The organism is Streptomyces sp. NPDC057099 (genome assembly GCF_042671245.1).
In the GTDB taxonomy this organism is placed as follows: Bacteria; Actinomycetota; Actinomycetes; order Streptomycetales; family Streptomycetaceae; genus Streptomyces; species Streptomyces purpurascens.
The window spans coordinates 339,716-357,547 of record NZ_JBHUTX010000003.1 but is presented as its reverse complement, the minus strand read 5'-3'; the positions used below and the strand labels follow the sequence as shown (position 1 = coordinate 357,547).

General features: G+C 69.1%; 4 protein-coding genes, 1 pseudogene and 1 CRISPR repeat array. Of the genes and pseudogenes, 4 read left to right on the top strand and 1 reads right to left on the bottom strand.

Annotated features, from left to right (window positions below; translation table 11 throughout):
• Positions 1-56: 56 nt before the first annotated feature.
• The gene (locus tag ACFT4A_RS06250; RefSeq protein WP_382826421.1) at positions 57-2,756 is read right to left on the bottom strand and encodes a CRISPR-associated endonuclease Cas3''; all 2,700 of its coding nucleotides are present in this window, start codon (positions 2,754-2,756) and stop codon (positions 57-59) included.
• Positions 2,757-7,814: 5,058 nt separating this feature from the next.
• Between ACFT4A_RS06250 and ACFT4A_RS06245 the strand changes: the two genes are divergently transcribed.
• The 4 genes and pseudogenes from ACFT4A_RS06245 (at position 7,815) to ACFT4A_RS06230 (ending at position 17,739) form a co-directional block, all read left to right on the top strand.
• On the top strand, positions 7,815-8,567 hold the full coding sequence (locus ACFT4A_RS06245) for a hypothetical protein (RefSeq protein ID WP_382826419.1): 753 nt from the start codon (positions 7,815-7,817) through the stop codon (positions 8,565-8,567).
• Between the two features lie 803 nt (positions 8,568-9,370).
• Positions 9,371-10,018 (top strand): annotated as a pseudogene (locus tag ACFT4A_RS06240) (type I-E CRISPR-associated protein Cas7/Cse4/CasC); the annotation flags it as partial.
• A 134-nt stretch (positions 10,019-10,152) separates the two neighbouring features.
• Complete coding sequence (gene cas6e / locus ACFT4A_RS06235; RefSeq protein WP_382826417.1) at positions 10,153-10,827, top strand: type I-E CRISPR-associated protein Cas6/Cse3/CasE; 675 nt, start codon at positions 10,153-10,155, stop codon at positions 10,825-10,827.
• A 521-nt stretch (positions 10,828-11,348) separates the two neighbouring features.
• Positions 11,349-15,586: direct repeats of the CRISPR family, unit length 29 nt; unit sequence GTGCTCTCCGCGCGAGCGGAGGTGATCCG.
• Between the two features lie 935 nt (positions 15,587-16,521).
• Positions 16,522-17,739, top strand: a complete 1,218-nt coding sequence (locus ACFT4A_RS06230) for a tyrosine-type recombinase/integrase (RefSeq protein ID WP_382826415.1) — start codon at positions 16,522-16,524, stop codon at positions 17,737-17,739.
• The last annotated feature ends 93 nt before the right edge of the window (positions 17,740-17,832 follow it).

Here is a 17,832-nt window from a genome sequence, read left to right as displayed (position 1 = left end):
CCCCATCATTGCGCGTCACCAGATACTAGAAGGACAAGCGGGGAGGATGTGGGCCGTTAGGGCAACCGGTCGACAGTCAGGCCCAGTTCGTTTACGTGGAATCGGTGCCTCTCGCCGGTTCGCACCCACGTCCCGTCTTCCCAGGTCATGTTCAGCCGGAGGACAGTCTTGAGGGCGGCCATGTCGCGCCAGACGCTGTTTGCATCGCCCGCCACGCCGTCGACGAGTCGCTGCGGTACTGGGATCAGGTAGGGGACAAGCTGGCCCGGCTTCGGTCTGCGCTTGGAATCGCGTGCAAGCTTCTCCTTGAGGACCCCGTCCTCAAGGAGAGACCCCGGGTACAGGCACACCACATGCACCATCTCCTCGCCGAGCACGGAGGAGAGCAGTCCGGGCTCCATACCGGGGTGGTCGCGGCTCAGCAGGCCGAGGTCGCCATCAAGCTCCCGCGGCCCCGGCACCTGCAGCCAACCTGCAGTACCGGTGGCCCTTCGTTCTCGGACCGTCCGCCGGTTGTCCAGCTGCTGAAGCTCACGCGCCGCAGCCTCCCCCAGCCTGTTGACGAGTTCGTCGGCGTACACCTCATCCAACAGCAGGGGCACTTCCTCCGGCATGGAAATCGTCCTGCCGGCCCCCAGAACTATGTCAGTACGCCGCACCAGGGCGACGTCGTCCAGTTCAGACTTGTTGTCCGCTCGGAGCACCACGAGCCGCGGCTGGTCACCCGCGCCCTGTGCCGCACGGGCCAGCAGGTCCGCGAGCGGCGCCGGACCCGATACGACGAGGTCGAATCGCAGACCTCTGACGTGTTCCAGCATCGGCGTCGTCACCAGCGCGGAAGGCCCACTGATGCCGCCGCCGGGAGAGAAGTTTTTCCGGCAGGCCGCGAGACGCCGCCATCGGTCCTTGTTGCGCATCTGTTCATGAACCAGGGTCACATCGAGTCCGGGCAGGTCCTGCGAGAGCTGACGGAACGTACGGATGGCTTCCGCAGGCGTCGACCGGTAGACGACGGCCCTGCCGTTGCCGGCCACGACCAGGGGCACAAGAGCCGCCTGGATCTCGTCGTACGGTGCACCATCAAGGACCTTGATGCCGAGCGTGCTAGCACGAACGGCTCCCGCAGGCTGCCGAGGCAGGTGCCCGCCTCCGGACTGAGCATCCACGAACGACCACGCCGGCAGCCGGCGAGGCTGCACCATCGGCTCCCTACCCCCTCCAGCGCCACGGCGATAGGCCGCCAGCATCGCATCAACCGACTTGTCCGCAGACATCGCGGCCAGGACAACTGGAATCCGCAGCGCAGCGGCCCACTCCAGAAACCGGAGCATCAGCTTCTGCCCCCAGGCACCGCGGGCATGGGCCTCGTCCACCACGACCACCTTGCCGGAGAAGGCAAAGAGTCGCATCACGTTGAACTTCACCGGCATGACCGCCTGGAGAAGTTCGTCCACCGTCCCCGTGCCCAGCGCAGCAAGCAGTGCACGGTGATGGGAGTTGAGCCAGCTGTTCGCTTCCGGGGCCCACTCCTCACCAGGCTCCGCGCTGACATCACCGGCCACATGGGCCTGCGCCCACTGCTTCGCGGCTTCCACCGGCTTCAACCGCGAAGAGCTGTGAAGCAGGAGCGACCGCCAGGGGCCCGTCAGGGCCTGCTCAGCGAAAGCATGCACCTGCGCCATGTGGCTGTCGGCCGATGAACCGGTCGGCAGCGCATAGAAAAGACCGCGTGCGCCCGCTGCACGCCCGAGGACCGCCGCTGCGCGAAGAGCCGCTTCCGTACGCTCCTCCGACGGCGAAGACGTCACCACCACCAAGCCCGGACCGTGTTCAGTCACCAAATCAGGCAACTGACCCTCCATGCTGGCCAGAAGGCTGGTCTCACCCGCACACTGAACCGCGTCCGGCCGGGCGAAACCCGTCCCGAGCAGGTCGGTCTTCTGCACCAGACGGAGAGCCGCTTCGCGGGCGATCTTCCAGTAAGCGTCCAGGTCTTCAGGAGCCCCAGCCCATCCCTCCTCCCTGAGCCTGGCCCGAATCTCTACTTCGATGCTGGCCAGCCAGTCCGACAGGGTCACCAACCCCGTCAGAACGACAGCCGCTCCCGGCGTCATCCGCCCTTGCGGAACCGAGGTCGCCCCTGTCACTCTGCGCACCTCATCAAAGTGGACCCGCCGCTGCTCCTCCCAACTACTCGTGCCCAGACCGGGGTGACGGGCGACAGGGCACCTGTAATCCTTGCTGTAGACGGCCGGGTGGTAGCGACCGCCGTGCCCACCGAGCATTTGGGCCACCGCGTGACTGAGCTGGGACTGCGGACGCCGCTTCGACGACGGATAGCCGATCTCCTCGAAGATCCCCGCCAGCCACCAGTGCGCTGCCGCCTCGTGCGACTGCCTGTCCTGCGCGGCGTCAGCCGCGAATCCGTACCCCGGCTCACCGCCCAACTCCTGCGCCAGCAGCTCTCCATCCGCCTTCTTCGGGCCGCTCCGGTGGAGTTGGAACGGCACGCTGATCTTCCCGATGTCGTGCAGTCCCGCCCAGAACGCCGCGAGCGCCCGCACCTCCTCGTCCGGAACCTGCAGTGCCCCGACCACCATGCTCCGCTGGTGCGAGGTCAGCAGTTCATCCCAGACGACCTCCGCAACGGCTGCCGTATCCAGCAGATGACAGATCAAAGGGTGCGTGCGGTGAGCCCCGCGGGCGTTCTTGCCCAGCCCGGCAGCCTTGCCCCACAGGCGGGAGTCCAGGGACATGAGGTGCTCCTTGTCGCGGATGCAGTGCAGCTGCCGCACCTCTTTGAAGACCGGAGGGGGGAAATTCCCTCAAGCACTGCCACACCAACGTGCTTCCCGCCGTAGAGTACATACCGCTGCACGCCTCCCTGGGAGGTGCGCGGAACCTGATTGACTCTCCAGGCGACGACAACGCCGAGACGAACGCACGACCCTCCCGAGGGATGTGGCGCAACCTCGGCCCAGTCTGCGCTCTGGAGATGCAGTGTCCCGGTTCCTGCACAGGTTCGTCCTGCGCCGTGAGGTACTTCTCGGTACCTCACGCGTAGTGGTCAGCGCGGTGATCCGTGCTCTGATCAACGAACTCGTCAGCTGGCTCTTCTGAGCCAACGGTGACGGACCCCAGGGGTCCGTCACCCCTTATGTGCAAACGCCCCCCGATGGCCGAACACATTCTGCGCAGCCGGGTTACGCCGCACGACGAGACGTCCGGCTACAAGCAGACGATGCCGACTCCACCCGAGCGGAGGTAACCTCGCCCTCGCTGCTGCACTGGACGGCACGCGTCGCCTCGAGCGTGTCGAGTCGACGTACCTGGGCGTGCAGCAGGGCCCCAACAGCACGCTCGTGTCCTACTTCAACAAGCTGGCCAGGTGGCCCGCCCCTCCGAGACTTGTCCTCCCCGCCGACGCAGGGGTGTTCCGTGTGGCATGCAGAACGCGGACACCGGATGGAAGGCGTCCTTCCCGCCGACGCGGAGGTGATCCGCGGTCCGGGCGACGGCCCAGGTTCTTCCCGTCGTTCTCCCTACCAACGCGGGGGTGTTCCGGTCTGCCCACGCCACCAGTCGCCAGCCTGGTCGTCCTCCCCGCCGACGCGGGGGTGTTCCGACCTGTCCGGTGTCGTAGGAGCGGCCGTCGTTGTCTTCCCCGCCGACGCGGGGTGTTCCGTCGACGAAACGTACGGCGGCTCGCGTTGGCCGTGTCTTCCCCGCCGACGCGGGGGTGTTCCGGCCAAGGGCATGGAGTCGGAGCGTGTCCGGATGTCCTTCCCGCCGAGGCGGGAGTGTACCGTAGAAGTCGTATCAGGCGACCTATGGGGGCGGGTCCTCCCTGCCGACGCGGGGGTGTTCCGTACCGGGTCCGCTTCGCTGGCTCGCTGCGTGTGTCCTCCCCGCCGGCGCGGGGGTGTTCCGCTGACAATCGTCGGCAGCCCGAACGTCCTGCCGTCCTCCCCGTCGACGCGGGGGTGTTCCGTTCCACACCGCCCTGACCGAGGGCGAGCTCACGTCCTCCCCGCCGGCGCGGGGGTGTTCCGCACGGCGTTCGGATCTACTCCGTACTCGCGGAGTCCTCCCCCCGATGCGGGCGTGTTCCGCGGTGCCGTCCGGTACCGCTTCGTAGTCGATAGTCCTCCTCGCCGGCGCGGGGGTGTTCCGCGCGACCTGGCGCCGATCCATCGCAGGCCGGTGACCTGCGTGGGTCTTCCCCGCCGACGCGGGGGTGTTCCGATCTCGTACTTGGTGATGTGCGGAATCTTCGTGTCTTCCCCGCCGACGCGGGGGTGTTCCGGTCATCGAGTCGTGGACCGAGGATCCCGATCAGGCTTCCCCTCCGACGCGGGGGTGCTCCGGTGGCCATGGGGATCATCGGGGTTGCCATGGCGTCCTCCCCGCCGATGCGGGGGTATGCCGATCTCGCAGCGTGGGTACAGCCAAGCTTTCGAGTCCTCCCCAACGACGCGGGGGCGTTCCGCGGTGGACTCCCCTCCGACGCGGGGTGTTCCGCGGTGGTTCTCCGGGCCGTGCTGGAGCAGGCGGCCACCCGCCGACGCGGGGGTGTCCCGGACGGCACCGTCTACCTCGTCGGGTACGGTCGGTCCTCCCCGCCGACCCGGGGTGTTCCGTCGTACTGGCCGGTGAGACCAGCCCGGTTCGCGTCCTCCCCACCGACGCGGGGGTGTTCCGTTGTCCTGGAGCGTGGAGAGGGACGGCACGAGGTCCTCCCCGCCGACGCGGGGGTGACCCGTCGACTTCCCGGAGGGCAGCGGACGCCGGTGGGCCTCCCCGCCGACGCGAGGGTGTTCCGGTGCCGGACCCGGGCACAGTCCGGACGAGGCCGTTCTTCCCACCGACGCGGGGGTGTTCCGCCGGACGGTCACGCCGCCTTCACGCGGCCAGTGTCCTCCCCGCCGACGCGGGGGTGCTCCGGCTCCCACCGGCCAGCGGGACGCGGCGGGGGCGTCCTCCTCGCCAACGCGGGGGTGTTCCGGACGTGCCCCGTCTGGGCGAGGCGTACGTTGCAGACCTCCCCGCCGACGCGGGGGTGCTCCGGTGGCCGGCCAGTCCATCTACGTGCACGATGGGCCTTCCCCGCCGACGCGGGGGTGTTCCGTTCGCGGTCGATCTGACGACCGGTGACACGACGTCCTCCCCGCCAACGCGGGAGTGTTCCGGGCGCCATGCCCGGGCTCGTCGCCGCCGCCGAGTCCTCCCCGCCGACGCGGGGGTGTTCCGTACTCCCTGGACGCGGAGACGCTGGAGGCCGGGCCCTCCCCGCCGACGCGGGGGTGTTCCGCGTACAGACCCGATGACCGGGCTCGAGGTCGTGTCCTCCCCGCCGACGCGAGGGTGTTCCGATGTCGGTGACGGGCCAGTGCCACACCGGAGCGTCTTCCCTTCCGCCGCGGGGGTGTTCCGGACGAGGGCTACGTGCGCACCGCCGGATGGGCGTCCTCCCCGCCGACGCGGGGGTGTTCCGTCGTAGATTCCCTTGAAGCGCTTGGCCAGGTCGTCCTCCCCACCGACGCGGGGGTGCTCCGAACCGGCTTCAGGTGGCGTTCCGGTGGCTTCCTGCCTCCCCCGCCGACGCGGGGGTGCTCCAATGCGGCCCACCCTCAGGTCCACGACTCCGGGTCCTCCCCGCCGACGCGGGGCTGTTCTGGCTGCTCGTTGTCGCCCTCTGTCCGGTACAGGGTCCTCCCCGCCGACGCGGGGGTGTTCCGCAGGTTGCTCGATACGTCGAGTGGTCCGAGGAGTCCTCCCCACCGACGCGGAGGTGTTCCGGTGCCGAAGATGCGCAGCCAGGGTCCGATGTCGTACTCCACGTCGACGCGGAGGTGTTCCGTACACGCACATAGCGATGGGACTTACGCCCCCGTCCTCCCCGCCGACGCAGGGGTGTCGGTCCTCTCCGCCGACGCGGGGGTGTCCCGAGGATCAAGGACAGCGCCGCGGACTTGCCGGCGTCCTCGACGCGGGGGTGTTCCGGCGCTGACGAGCAGCCGTTCGTCGTGGGCGTCGTCCTCCCCGCCGACGCGGGGCTGTTCCGGACATCGGGCCCAGCGGCCCGGGCATCATCGTCTCCTCCCCGCCGACGCGGGGGTGACCCGTCCCGGCAGGTGCACTGCAGGGTCGCGCCGTCGTCCTCCCCGCCGATGTGGGGGTGATCCGGAGTCGAACCGCAAGTTCGACGAGTGGGCGGCGTCCTCCCCGCCGCAGTGGGGGTGTTCCGGCCTCGCCGGTGACTTCGATCCTCACCAGGTCATCCTCCACGCCGGCGCGGGGGTGTGCCGACCGTGAGCCGGGCCTTGGCGGTGCTCAAGTGGTCCTCCCCCGTCCCGACGCGGGGGTGTTCCGCAGATCATGGGACCGCTGTCCGGGGGGGCAGTTGTCCTCCCCGCCGACGCGGAAGTGTTCCGTACTCCGGGAACTCCAGCTCGTCCAGGAGGCTGTCCTCCTCGCCGACGCGGGGGTGTTCCGAGAGGCCACCGATGGCCACAGAGACTACCTTCGTCCTCCCCGCCAGGCGGGGGTGATCCGGTGATCGTGCGGCCGCCCGCGCCGTTGTTGACGACCTCCCCGCCAACGCGGGGGTGTTCCGTCGACCGGATGGCGGGCAGATGGCCGCTGGCGTCCTCCCCGCGCCGCGGGGGTGTTCCGAGCGGCATGGCCTACCTGACGTTCTCCTCCGGGTCCTATCCGCCGAGGCGGGGGTCTTCCGGCGACGCTTCATCAGACGCCCCCGGTGACGAGGTCCTCCCCGCCGAGGCGGGGGTGTTCCGAGCCTCGGCAGCCGGGAAGGCACGCTCGGCTTGTCCTCCCCGCCGACGCGGGGGTGTTCCGGTCACGGTGGTGACGAGGACGGCCACGGCCGAGCCCTCCCTGCCGCCTCGGGGGTGTTCCGGCCCTCGAAGAGGACATGTGGCTGTGGTGGGGGTCCTCCCCGCCGACGCGGGGGTGCTCCGTCGATCTCCCAAGTGCGTACCCCAATGCGTTCGTCCTCCCCGCAGGCGAGGGGGTGTTCCGTCGTCGGCCCACATGCGCACGTCCCGCAGCGTGTCCTCCCGCCGAAGCGGGGGTGTTCCACCGTCTGGGACGTACAGGGGTGGATCCTCGCGGTCCTCCCCGCCGACGCGGGGGTGCTCCGTACTCGTCGCACTCCCGTTCCAGGCGCTCCAGGTCCTCCCCGTCGACGCGGGAGTGTTCCGGGCAAGGACTACGGGCACATCACCAAGTCCTGGCCTTCCCGCCGACGCGGGCGTTTTCGAATGGACACTGGGACGTACTTCTATGCGGAGGGTGTTCCGGTGCGCGCGTCTCGTCTGCGTGTCGTTGTCGAGTCCTCCCCGCCGACGCGGGAGTGTTCCGGCCTTCGCCGCGCCCGAGACGGTCCCGTCCAGGTCCTCCCTGCCGACGTGGGGGTGTTCCGAACCGGAGTAGGGATGATCTGCTCGTCGCTGTCCTCCCCGCCGACGTGGGGGTGATCCGCGCGAGTACGTCCGCCGCCAGCTGATCGAGCAGTCCTCCACGCCGACGCGGGGGTGTTCCGACCAGCCGAAGAGCCTTGCCCGTCAGATCTGGGTCCTCCCCGCCGTCGCCGGTGGAGTGTTCCGGCCGGGTTCGACGCGATGGGCAACACCGTGGCGTCCTCCCCGCCAACGCGGGGGTGTTCCGTTGATCAGGTGGTACTGCCGCGCTCCCTGGACGTCCTCCCCGCCGCCACTCGGTGCTGGAGCAAGCTATGCCCGAGCGCGTGGGACGTTGCCCCGCTGTCCGGGTGGTGTGGCAGGGTGCTCGACATGTCGAGCACACCACCAGAGCTCTCCGAGGAAGACCTGGCCCGCCTGCGTGAAGCCATCAGCCGGGCGGCGAACCCGCACCTCCCTCGTCTTCAGGAAGCCATGGTCCGTATACAAGCCGATCAGCAAGCGCAACTGCGCCTGGCGGCCGCCCCCATGGCACGTATGCAGGAGCAGATACAGCGGCTCATGCGGGAGGTCATGGCGCCAGCCGAGGAGGCGCGGCGGGAAATGGTCCGTCAGGCGATGGCCCAGTGGAGCCACGGCTGGCGTCGTGCCTGGGAGGCGCATCTTCAGCAGAACCTCGTCGCAGCGCGGCTCGCCGCTCAGGCAGCTGTTCTGGACACAAGCCCGCTGAGTCGGGTGCTTCGGGACATGGAGGCGTGGCGGCGGCTAACCGAGCAGCAGCGGGCCGAAGCCGTCGCCGCGGTCGAGGAAGCCTACGAGGGCACGTCGGCCGACGAGGTCCCCGCCGGGATGGTTCAGGAGCTTGAGGACGCGGTCCGTGACTATGCGGCGTCCGAAGCTGTGTACCTGCCGATCGAGGTCCGCCGTGAGTCCTTCGCCCTGTTCATCGCCACCATCGTGCTGAGTACGCTGATGACGCTGGCGTTTACCAGTGACACCGCGGATGGTGTACTGACCAAGGCCGTGGAGCTCAGTGTCCTGGCCGGGGTGTCGATGGTCGCGGCCGGAAAGGCGTGGGACCGCTACAGCGGTATTGAGCAGGCCGACGGGGACGAGGGGAGCTAGGCGCCACACATAACAGACCTCTGCGGCTACCCCGGGCAATACCAGGCTATGAGGGGAACCGCCGTCGCGCACATGCAAGGGCCCGCAGCCGCAGCTCTGCTGGGCGTCTGGCTCGCCACCGACGTTCTTCGGTCGCTGGCGCCGCAGTCGTCCCCGCCAGCGCGGGGGTGCTCCGGAGTCCGACAGGATCGCCTCGACCGCGGCGATGCCCTCCTCGCCGACGCGGGGGTGTTCCGTCCTCGAACCAGGCGGAGCCCATCTTCACGTTGTCCTCCCCGCCCACGGGGGTGTTCTGTTGCAGGCCGTGACCTTGGTTGCGGAGCAGTGGTCCTCCCCGCCGACGCGGGGGTGTTCCGCTGGGCGAGCACATCGTCCGCCTGGAGCGGGAGTCCTCCCTGCCGACGCGGGAGTGCTCCGTTCGCGGTTGATCTGACGACCGGTGACACGACGTCCTCCCCACCGATGTGGGGGTGTTCCGCAGTACGCGGACAACCTACGGGCCGGCATCGCGTCCTCCCCGCCGACGCGGGGGTGCCCCGTTGATGATGTCCGTCTCGGAGGTCACCGCGCCGTCCTCCCCGCCGACGCGGGGATGTTCCGTTCCCCATCAATCACCGCCTGAAGGCCGCCGCGTCCTCCCCGCTGACGCGGGGGTGTTCCGGAGGATCAGGGCAGCATCGACCTCGAGGCTGCGGCGGGGCTGGGCTGGACTTGCCGGGAACGCAAGGGGCACTCCTATGAGCTGAGCGGCGGCTATGCCTCGGTCAACGGACGCAGCAGGGAGAATGTCTGCCATGACAGAGGGATGGGGGGCGGTTGCTGCTGCCCTGATTGCGGGCGTCGTCGCAGTCGCAGGTAGCTTCATCGGTATCTACGTCGGGCGACGCCACGCTAAGGCACCGGGCGAAGGCAAACAGACCATCGCCAACAAGGTGCTGACCAACGCCATGGTCTACGTGCCGGAGGTTGCCGTCACCGAGCTGGCCGACCTCTCCGAACGCCACCGCGGCGCCCTGGAGCAGGCCAAGGACATCAAGAAGCCCGCCGACAAGAGCATCCTGCCCCAAGGCGAAGTGGAGGGCGTGCTGCGCTCACGCAACGGCGTCATCAACCTCTTCGGACGCATGCTCGCCGAGATCGACGACGCCGGGGTGGACGGCGCCGTGCAGGTCGCCCACGCCCTGACCACACACGAAACCGACGTCGAACTCGACTACTTCTCCGCCGTCGACGACGTCACCGCCCTGTGGGACGACGCCAGCGGCAGCGGCCACATGGGACACGCCGAGTTCAGCGCCGGCACCTTCTACCGCTACGCCACCCTCGACCTGCGCGACCTGATGACCAACATCGGCGACGACCCCGCAGCCGCCCGCGACCTCACCACCGCCTTCCTGACCTCCTTCATCACCTCACTGCCCCAGGCCAAGAAGAACTCCACCGCCCCGCACTACCGCGCCCGCCCCCTGTACCGACGCACCCTCCACCTGCCCGCCGCCCAGCACACCGGCCTGGGCACCCACCACCTCCACACCCTCGCCGACTACCTCAACGACCACCTCAACCAGCCCGAGAGGAGCACGCGTTGAGCATCTGGCTGACCCGCATCGTCCCCGACCCCCGCTCCGCAGAAGCCCGCCGCGACCTGGCCGGCACCACCGCAGCCATGAACCTGCACCGCCGCCTGATGTCCCTGTATCCCGACCAGGCCGGACCCGACCCCCGCGCCCGGTTCGGCGTCCTGTTCCGCATCGACGACACCGCCACCGGAGCGCACATCCTCCTCCAGAGCACCCACCAGCCCGACCTCACCCGACTCCCCCACGGCTACGGCACCACCCAAAGCCGCCCCCTCGACGCCCTCCTCGACGCCCTCAAACCCGGCCTGACCATCCGCTACCGCTGCGCCGCCAGCCCCGTACGCAAACCCGGCGCCACCACCCGCGCCCTCTACAACCTCCCCGCCGCCGTCCCCCTCACCGGCAACCACGCCGACGAATGGTGGACCCGCCAAGCCGACACCGCCGGCCTCAAACCCCTCACCCTCACCTCCCACCCCCTCGACACCGCCCACGCCACCCGCACCCCCACCACCGGCGCACCTCAACGCATCCGCCACGCCCGAACCCGCTTCGACGGCTCCGCCACCATCACCGACCCCGACCTCCTCCGCCAGAAGATCACCGAAGGCATCGGCCGCGGCAAGGCATACGGCTGCGGCCTCCTCAGCATCGCCCCCACAAAGAACAACACCCCATGACCCGCCCACCAGCCGGGATTCTCGCCGACTTGACGCGCTCTCCGTGCGAGCGGAGGTAATCCGAAGGTGTGGCGCCTCAACGTCGTCGAGACGACGTGCTCTCCGCGCGAGCGGAGGTGGTCCGCCAAAGTAGAAGCGTGGCGCGTTCTGTACGCGGTGCTTTCCGTGCGAACAGAGGTGATCCGTACACCGGGGTTACGGGCGCGGACTTCGACCTGTGCTCTCGGTGCGAGCAGAGGTGATCCGCGGGTTGCTGGCTCGACGAGCGGTGCCGCACCGTGCTCTCCGTGCGAGCGGAGGTGATCCGGACGACTCCCAGTGGGCACGGTCGACCGAGACGTGCTCTCCGTGCGAGCGGAGGTGATCCGAGCGCGCCCACCCCGTTGCGCAGCCCACCGACGTGCTCTCCGTGCGAAGCGGAGGTGATCCGGTGGCCATGGGGATCATCGGGGTTGCCACGGTGTGCTCTCCGTGCAAGCAGAGGACCCGCGGCCCGCGCGGACGGCTTGTTCGGCGAACTCGTGCTCTCCATGCGAGCGGAGGTGATCCTCGTCCGTTTCGGGCTTGGATGTCCTTGCTGAGCTGCTCTCCGTGCGGCGGAGGTGATCCGACCATCAAGCCGGAGATGCGCGGCGCCGGGTTCTGCTCTCCGTACGAGCGGAGGTGATCCGTCCGCTGCGTAGGCGGTCTCGTGGCGGGTGAACTGCTCTCCGCGCGATCGCAGGTGATCCGACCATGTCGGCCTAGGGGGCGGGGGCGTGGCCCCGCTCTCCATGCGAGCGGAGGTGATCCGGTATACCACCCGGTGCACGAGGCCATCAGGCTGTGCTCTCCGTACGAGCGGAGGTAATCCGCTGATGCTGGATATGGGCAGGCCCTTGGGCAGGTGCTCTCCGCGCGAGCGGAGGTGATCCGTAGAACTGCCGCTCTGGGCGGCCTCGGAGTTTGCGCTCTCCGCGCGAGCGGAGGTGTTCCGACCCAGCACGGCAAGCGGTACCAGTGGGGCGGGTGCTCTCCGCGCGAGCGGAGGTGATCCGTCGTCTTCGTCCACGTCGCCGTCGTTCCAGGCGTGCTCTCCGCGTGAGCGGAGGTGATCCGGCGGGCACCAGGCGGTCGCCCAGCCACGTCGTGTGCTCTCCGCGCGAGCAGAGGTGACCCGGACTTTCCCCCCGGGCGCGGGCCCAGCCAGAAGTGCTCTCCCCGCGAGCGGATGTGATCTGTACGGCCCGGCAGGGGACGCAACCCCTGCCGGGTGCTCTCCGCGCGAGCGGAGGTGATCCGCTGGTCGACAGCCTCACCAAGGGGACCGCATCGTGCTCTCCGCGAGAGCGGAGGTGATCCGCTCCTCACGGACAACCGGTGGATGGCCAGCGCGTGCTCTCCGCGCGAGCGGAGGTGATCCGAGTCCGAGGTAGACGTCTCGGGCTCGCTCGATGTGCTCTCCGCGCGAGCGGAGGTGATCCGCTGCTGGGGGCCGTCTTCGGATGGCTGTGGGCGTGCTCTCCGCGCGAGCGGAGGTGATCCGGAGATCCGAGATGGGCTGGATCGCCGGATCGAGTGCTCTCCGCGCGAGCGGAGGTGATCCGGCGTTCGGCGCGATCTTCTCCTGGCTCTGGGCGTACTCTCCGTGCGAGCGGAGGTGATCCGGCGGTCGCCCCCTGGAGACTGCTGACCTGATCGTGCTCTCCGCGCGAGCGGAGGTGATCCGTGGACCACCGCGTTGCCGGCGTTCGTGGTCGAGTGCTCTCCGCGCGAGCGGAGGTGATCCGTGCGTGGACGCGGTGGAGTTCTGGTACAGCAGGTGCTCTCCGCGCGAGCGGAGGTGATCCGTCGATCGTGACCACGCCGGTGGTGAAGGCGGCGTGTTCTCCGCGCGAGCGGAGGTGCTCCGAACCCACTTCTCCCAATACGACTTGCCCGACCGTGCTCTCCGTGCGAGCGGAGGTGATCCGCGGGCCGTGATCGCCCGCGCTGTCCGCATCCTGTGTTCTCCGTGCGGCGGAGGTGATCCGACCATCGAGCCGGAGATGCGCGGCGCCGGGTTCTGCTCTCCGCGCGAGCGGAGGTGATCCGCGGGGGCGCACGGGCGAGGGGCAAGCGGTCGAGTGCTCTCCGTGCGAGCGGAGGTGATCCGTACACCGGTACCTGCATTCTGCTGGAGTACCAGTGCTCTCCGTGTGAGCGGAGGTGATCCGCACCCGGCGCAGGGCGAACGGTTCTTCGGTAAGTGCTCTCCGGGCGAGCGGAGGTGATCCGGCAGAGAAGAAGCGGCTTCAGAGGTTCGGTGTGTGCTCTCCGCGCGAGCGGAGGTGATCCGCAGGTCTTGCCCGCGCCGAGGAGGAGCAGCGCGTGCTCTCCGCGCGAGCGGAGGTGATCCGGTGACGGTGCCGCGCGGCCCGGGGACGGGTATGTGCTCTCCGCGCGAGCGGAGGTGATCCGACGGTGGCTGAGGACGAACGGTTCCCGGGCGTGTGCTCTCCGCGCGAGCGGAGGTGATCCGAAGCCGCTCACGTCGATGTCGCCGTAGTCGATGTGCTCTCCGCGCGAGCGGAGGTGATCCGCCTTCCGCAGCATGCCGAAGCTGGACGTCAAGGTGCTCTCCGCGCGAGCGGAGGTGATCTGGATTCGTCCGGGGAGCCGCATCCGCATAGGCCGTGCTCTCCGCGCGAGCGGAGGTGATCCGGTCGACGAATATCGGCCATCGAACTCGCCCGGTGCTCTCCGCGCGAGCGGAGGTGATCCGCTGGTCGCCAGGCGGTCGACATCCGGCGGCGCGTGCTCTCCGCGCGAGCGGAGGTGATCCGGTGCCGCGGTAGTCGTTTCCGTACTTGGCCAGGTGTGCTCTCCGCGCGAGCGGAGGTGATCCGTTCGGCGGGTTCTTGAACACGCACGTGTTGCCGTGCTCTCCGCGCGAGCGGAGATGATCCGCCTCCTGCCGGGTCATCACGGGTCCCATCCTCGTGCTCTCCGCACGAGCGGAGGTGATCCGACGTCCTGGTCGGGCAAGAAGGCCCAGGGTCGAGTGCTCTCCGCGCGAGCGGAGGTGATCCGTCGCTGGCCGACAGGGACGGCGGGACGCGCACGTGCTCTCCGCGCGAGCGGAGGTGATCCGTCGCTGGCCGACAGGGACGGCGGGACGCGCACGTGCTCTCCGCGCGAGCGGAGGTGATCCGGCGGGTGACCTGCTGGGCGCCTCGTTCGCGGCGTGCTCTCCGCGCGAGCGGAGGTGATCCGAACCCGGCGATGTACTCGGCAGCGCTCATGACGTGCTCTCCGCGCGAGCGGAGGTGATCCGGAGGACTGACGTGCTGCGCTCCGTACCCGCCCGTGCTCTCCGCGCGAGCGGAGGTGATCCGTCTCGGTCGCGCCGCAACACGTGACCTGGTGGGTGCTCTCCGCGCGAGCGGAGGTGATCCGTCCCGCCTCGACCAGTCGCTCGACGTGACGACGTGCTCTCCGCACGAGCGGAGGTGATCCGTCAGGCGAATAGCCTTGCCCGTGAGATCCGGCGTGCTCTCCGCGCGAGCGGAGGTGATCCGTACCGGTCCGGCTTCTGGTAGCCGGGCCGCACGTGCTCTCCGCGCGAGCGGAGGTGATCCGCCGGCCTTCCCCAACTGGCTCAACTCCACGCGGTGCTCTCCGCGCGAGCGGAGGTGATCCGCCCTTGATGGGGTCCAGGGTGGGGGCCCCGAAGTGCTCTCCGCGCGAGCGGAGGTGATCCGACCGCCTCACCCGCATCGTCGAGACCGCCACCGTGCTCTCCGCGCGAGCGGAGGTGATCCGGGTGACCGGTGTTCCCGCGGGAACACCCTCAAGTGCTCTCCGCGCGAGCGGAGGTGATCCGCCGGTGGTGGCCAGACCTCCGGCGACCTCGGGGTGCTCTCCGCGCGAGCGGAGGTGATCCGCCCGCAGTTTCCCTGACGGGCAGAAGGCGGCAGTGCTCTTCGCGCGAGCGGAGGTGATCCGATCTCGGGCGCCTTCACGGAGACGTTCGGCCCGTGCTCTCCGCGCGAGCGGAGGTGATCCGCATGAGGCCCTCGGCGTCCGCTGGTACGAGCTGTGCTCTCCGCGCGAGCGGAGGTGATCCGGACATCGGGTTCCCCTTCGAGTGGCTGGCCCTGTGCTCTCCGCGCGAGCGGAGGTGATCCGGAGATGGTCCGCCCGGTCGCCCTGGTCCGCCCGTGCTCTCCGCGCGAGCGGAGGTGATCCGTTGCGGAGCAGGCCGCTGTTGCCGATGGCCTTGTGCTCTCCGCGCGAGCGGAGGTGATCCGTCCAGGGCCGCGTACTCCAGCCCGAGCCCGGCGTGCTCTCCGCGCGAGCGGAGGTGATCCGAAGGCGCATTACCAGTCCCTCGCCCTGAAGTCGTGCTCTCCGCGCGAGCGGAGGTGATCCGATTTTCGCCCCCTTCGGGGCGGCGGCCGGTGCGTGCTCTCCGCGCGAGCGGAGGTGATCCGCCAGATGTGGCGATGCTGCTGCATCGCTCCGTGTGCTCTCCGCGCGAGCGGAGGTGATCCGACGACCTGGCGGCCCTGAGGGTTGTTGATCAGGTGCTCTCCGCGCGAGCGGAGGTGATCCGAACACCCCGGCGCAGGAGGCGGCGGCGAGGACGTGCTCTCCGTATGGGCGGAGGTGATCCGAACCAGGCCGAGCACTACAGCACGGCCCAGGTGTGCTCTCCGCGCGAGCGGAGGTGATCCGCCGATCGCGGCCTCCACGAACTCGGTCTCGCTGTGCTCTCCGTGCGAGCGGAGGTGATCCGCTCAGTTCCGCCTACGGCCTGGCTCCTGCTCGTGGCCGTTCTCTGGGACCTTCCTGGGACTTCCGGCCGCATCAGCCAGCACGAGCGTGAAAGAACCGAAAGGGCATTTGTACAGGTCAACGACCCACGACGACCGGACGCCGTAGGTCAGGACGTCCTTCCGGGACAACTGATCATCAGGAACGAGCAGCCCCACGCAGAGCGTCGCCCGCCCTCGGCACCCATCGGTATCGCCGGAAACCGCTCGCGCCCGGGCACCCAAGGCGTAACGGGCCGGTCTTGCCGCTCACAAGCAGTTCATCGGCCAGCACTACGCCACTCGGCGAGACACCTCCACCCCAGGACTGCATCCCACCACTCCAGCTGACGGTCAACGGGCCTCGGCCAGCAGGGAATGGGCTCATAGGACCAGCGTCAGGTTCCCGGTCCTGCCGCTTCCCAGCCCCACTCCCCCTGCGCAGCAGCGAAATAGCGGCCGTCGACGGCAGGAGTCCTGTGGGACCCCGTGGGAATTCCGGCTGCGTCAACGGACACGGCTGTGGAACATCCGAAGGACCGCCTACCGCCGTCCGACTCAGCGGCAACATAGCCCGGAAACGCCGGTTAGCCAAACCGGCGTTTCCGGAGACTATTAGTGCACCAACCTCCGCACCCGAGCACAACCGCAGATCGAAGCACCGGCGAAGGCACGTCGCCGTTGCCTGCCGGAAATTTGCTGCGCGTTCTCAGTTCGCGAACTGTGCTGTCCGTCTCTGGACTCAGTGACCTCGCCGCCTGCCTGAGAGTGGACGCCTCAACCCTGCGCCGCTGGCGCACCGCCCAGCCACCCCAGGGGCCGCCATTCGTCACGGTCTCGGAACGCGTCGTCATGTACAGCACCCTTGACGTCGAGGAATGGCTGCGCCACCGACGTACCGTCCCGGCCAAGGGGCTCAATGGCCGATAAGACCAACGTTCCTGTCGGTGTCCGACTCTCGACCGATATCGAGTACCGTCCTGACCGCCCCAGTCCCTATCGGGCGCGTGTCCGGTGGACCGATCCGACAAGCAAGCGACGCCAGTCGCTGTCCGAGGGAAAGGACAGCGAAGAAGAAGCCCAGGAATGGCTCCAGGCCATCATCGAGGCCGCGGAGGCCGGCCTGAGCCCGTCGCTGGCCACCATGAAGCTCGCCGAATACGGCGAAGGGAACATGGACCTCGCCCTGCGCGGCCTGGAGTTGAAAACGCTTGACCCCTACCTGTCGGGGTGGCGGATGCGCGTTGTCCCCGCCCTGGGCCACCTCGCGGTGCGGATGATCACCAATGGTGTCGTCGACCGCACCGTGCAGAACTGGATCGCCGACGAGCACAGCCGCTCCACGGTGAAGAACACGATCGCCGTCCTGGTCCGCATCATGGAGCAGGCAGTCCGCGACGGCATCATCAAGGTCAACCCCGCCCGGGTGACCGGCTGGCAGAAGCTCTACAAGCAGGCCGAGGACGAACTCCTCGACCCACGGGCGCTGGCCCTGCCCGACTGGGAGACCCTCGTTGCGCTGGCCGACGCGCTCGTTGCCGCCTCCCACGACCAGTACCGCGGCTGGGGAGATGTGGTCGTCTTCGCTGCGTGCACCGCCGCACGGATCGGCGAGGTCTCAGGCTGCCGTGTCGGGGACATCGACACCACCCAGTGGATCTGGACCGTGCGGCGCCAGACCACACCCGCGCCCGGCGGACTGACCGACAAGGGCACCAAGGGCAAGCGGGCCCGCAAGGTTCCCATCGTCGAGGAGATCCGCCCCCTCGTCGCTCAGCGTGTCCTGTCCGCCGGCCCGAATCCCGATGCCCGCCTGTTCACCGGCCCGCGCGGCGGACGCATCTCCACCGCCGTCCTGCGCGACGCTACACACTGGGACGACGTGGTCACCAAGCTCGGCTACGAGCACCTGCGCCGCCACGACCTCCGCCACACCGGACTGACCTGGTTCGCCGACGCCGGAGTGCAGGTACACGTCCTCCGCAGAATCGCCGGCCACGGCTCCCTGACCACCACTCAGCGATACCTACACCCCGACGTACACAAGATCACGGCCGCCGGGGCGGCGCTCTCCGCGCACCTCAGCGTGCTCCGCGCACCTCGCTCGCTGCCGACCCCGATCGTCGCGACCCGCTGAACCCGGTCAAGAGCGCCGGTCCCCAACTGGTCCCCAAGAATGATCAAGGACCGGTTTCGGATGCTTCCGAAACCGGTCCTGACCTGCGACTTC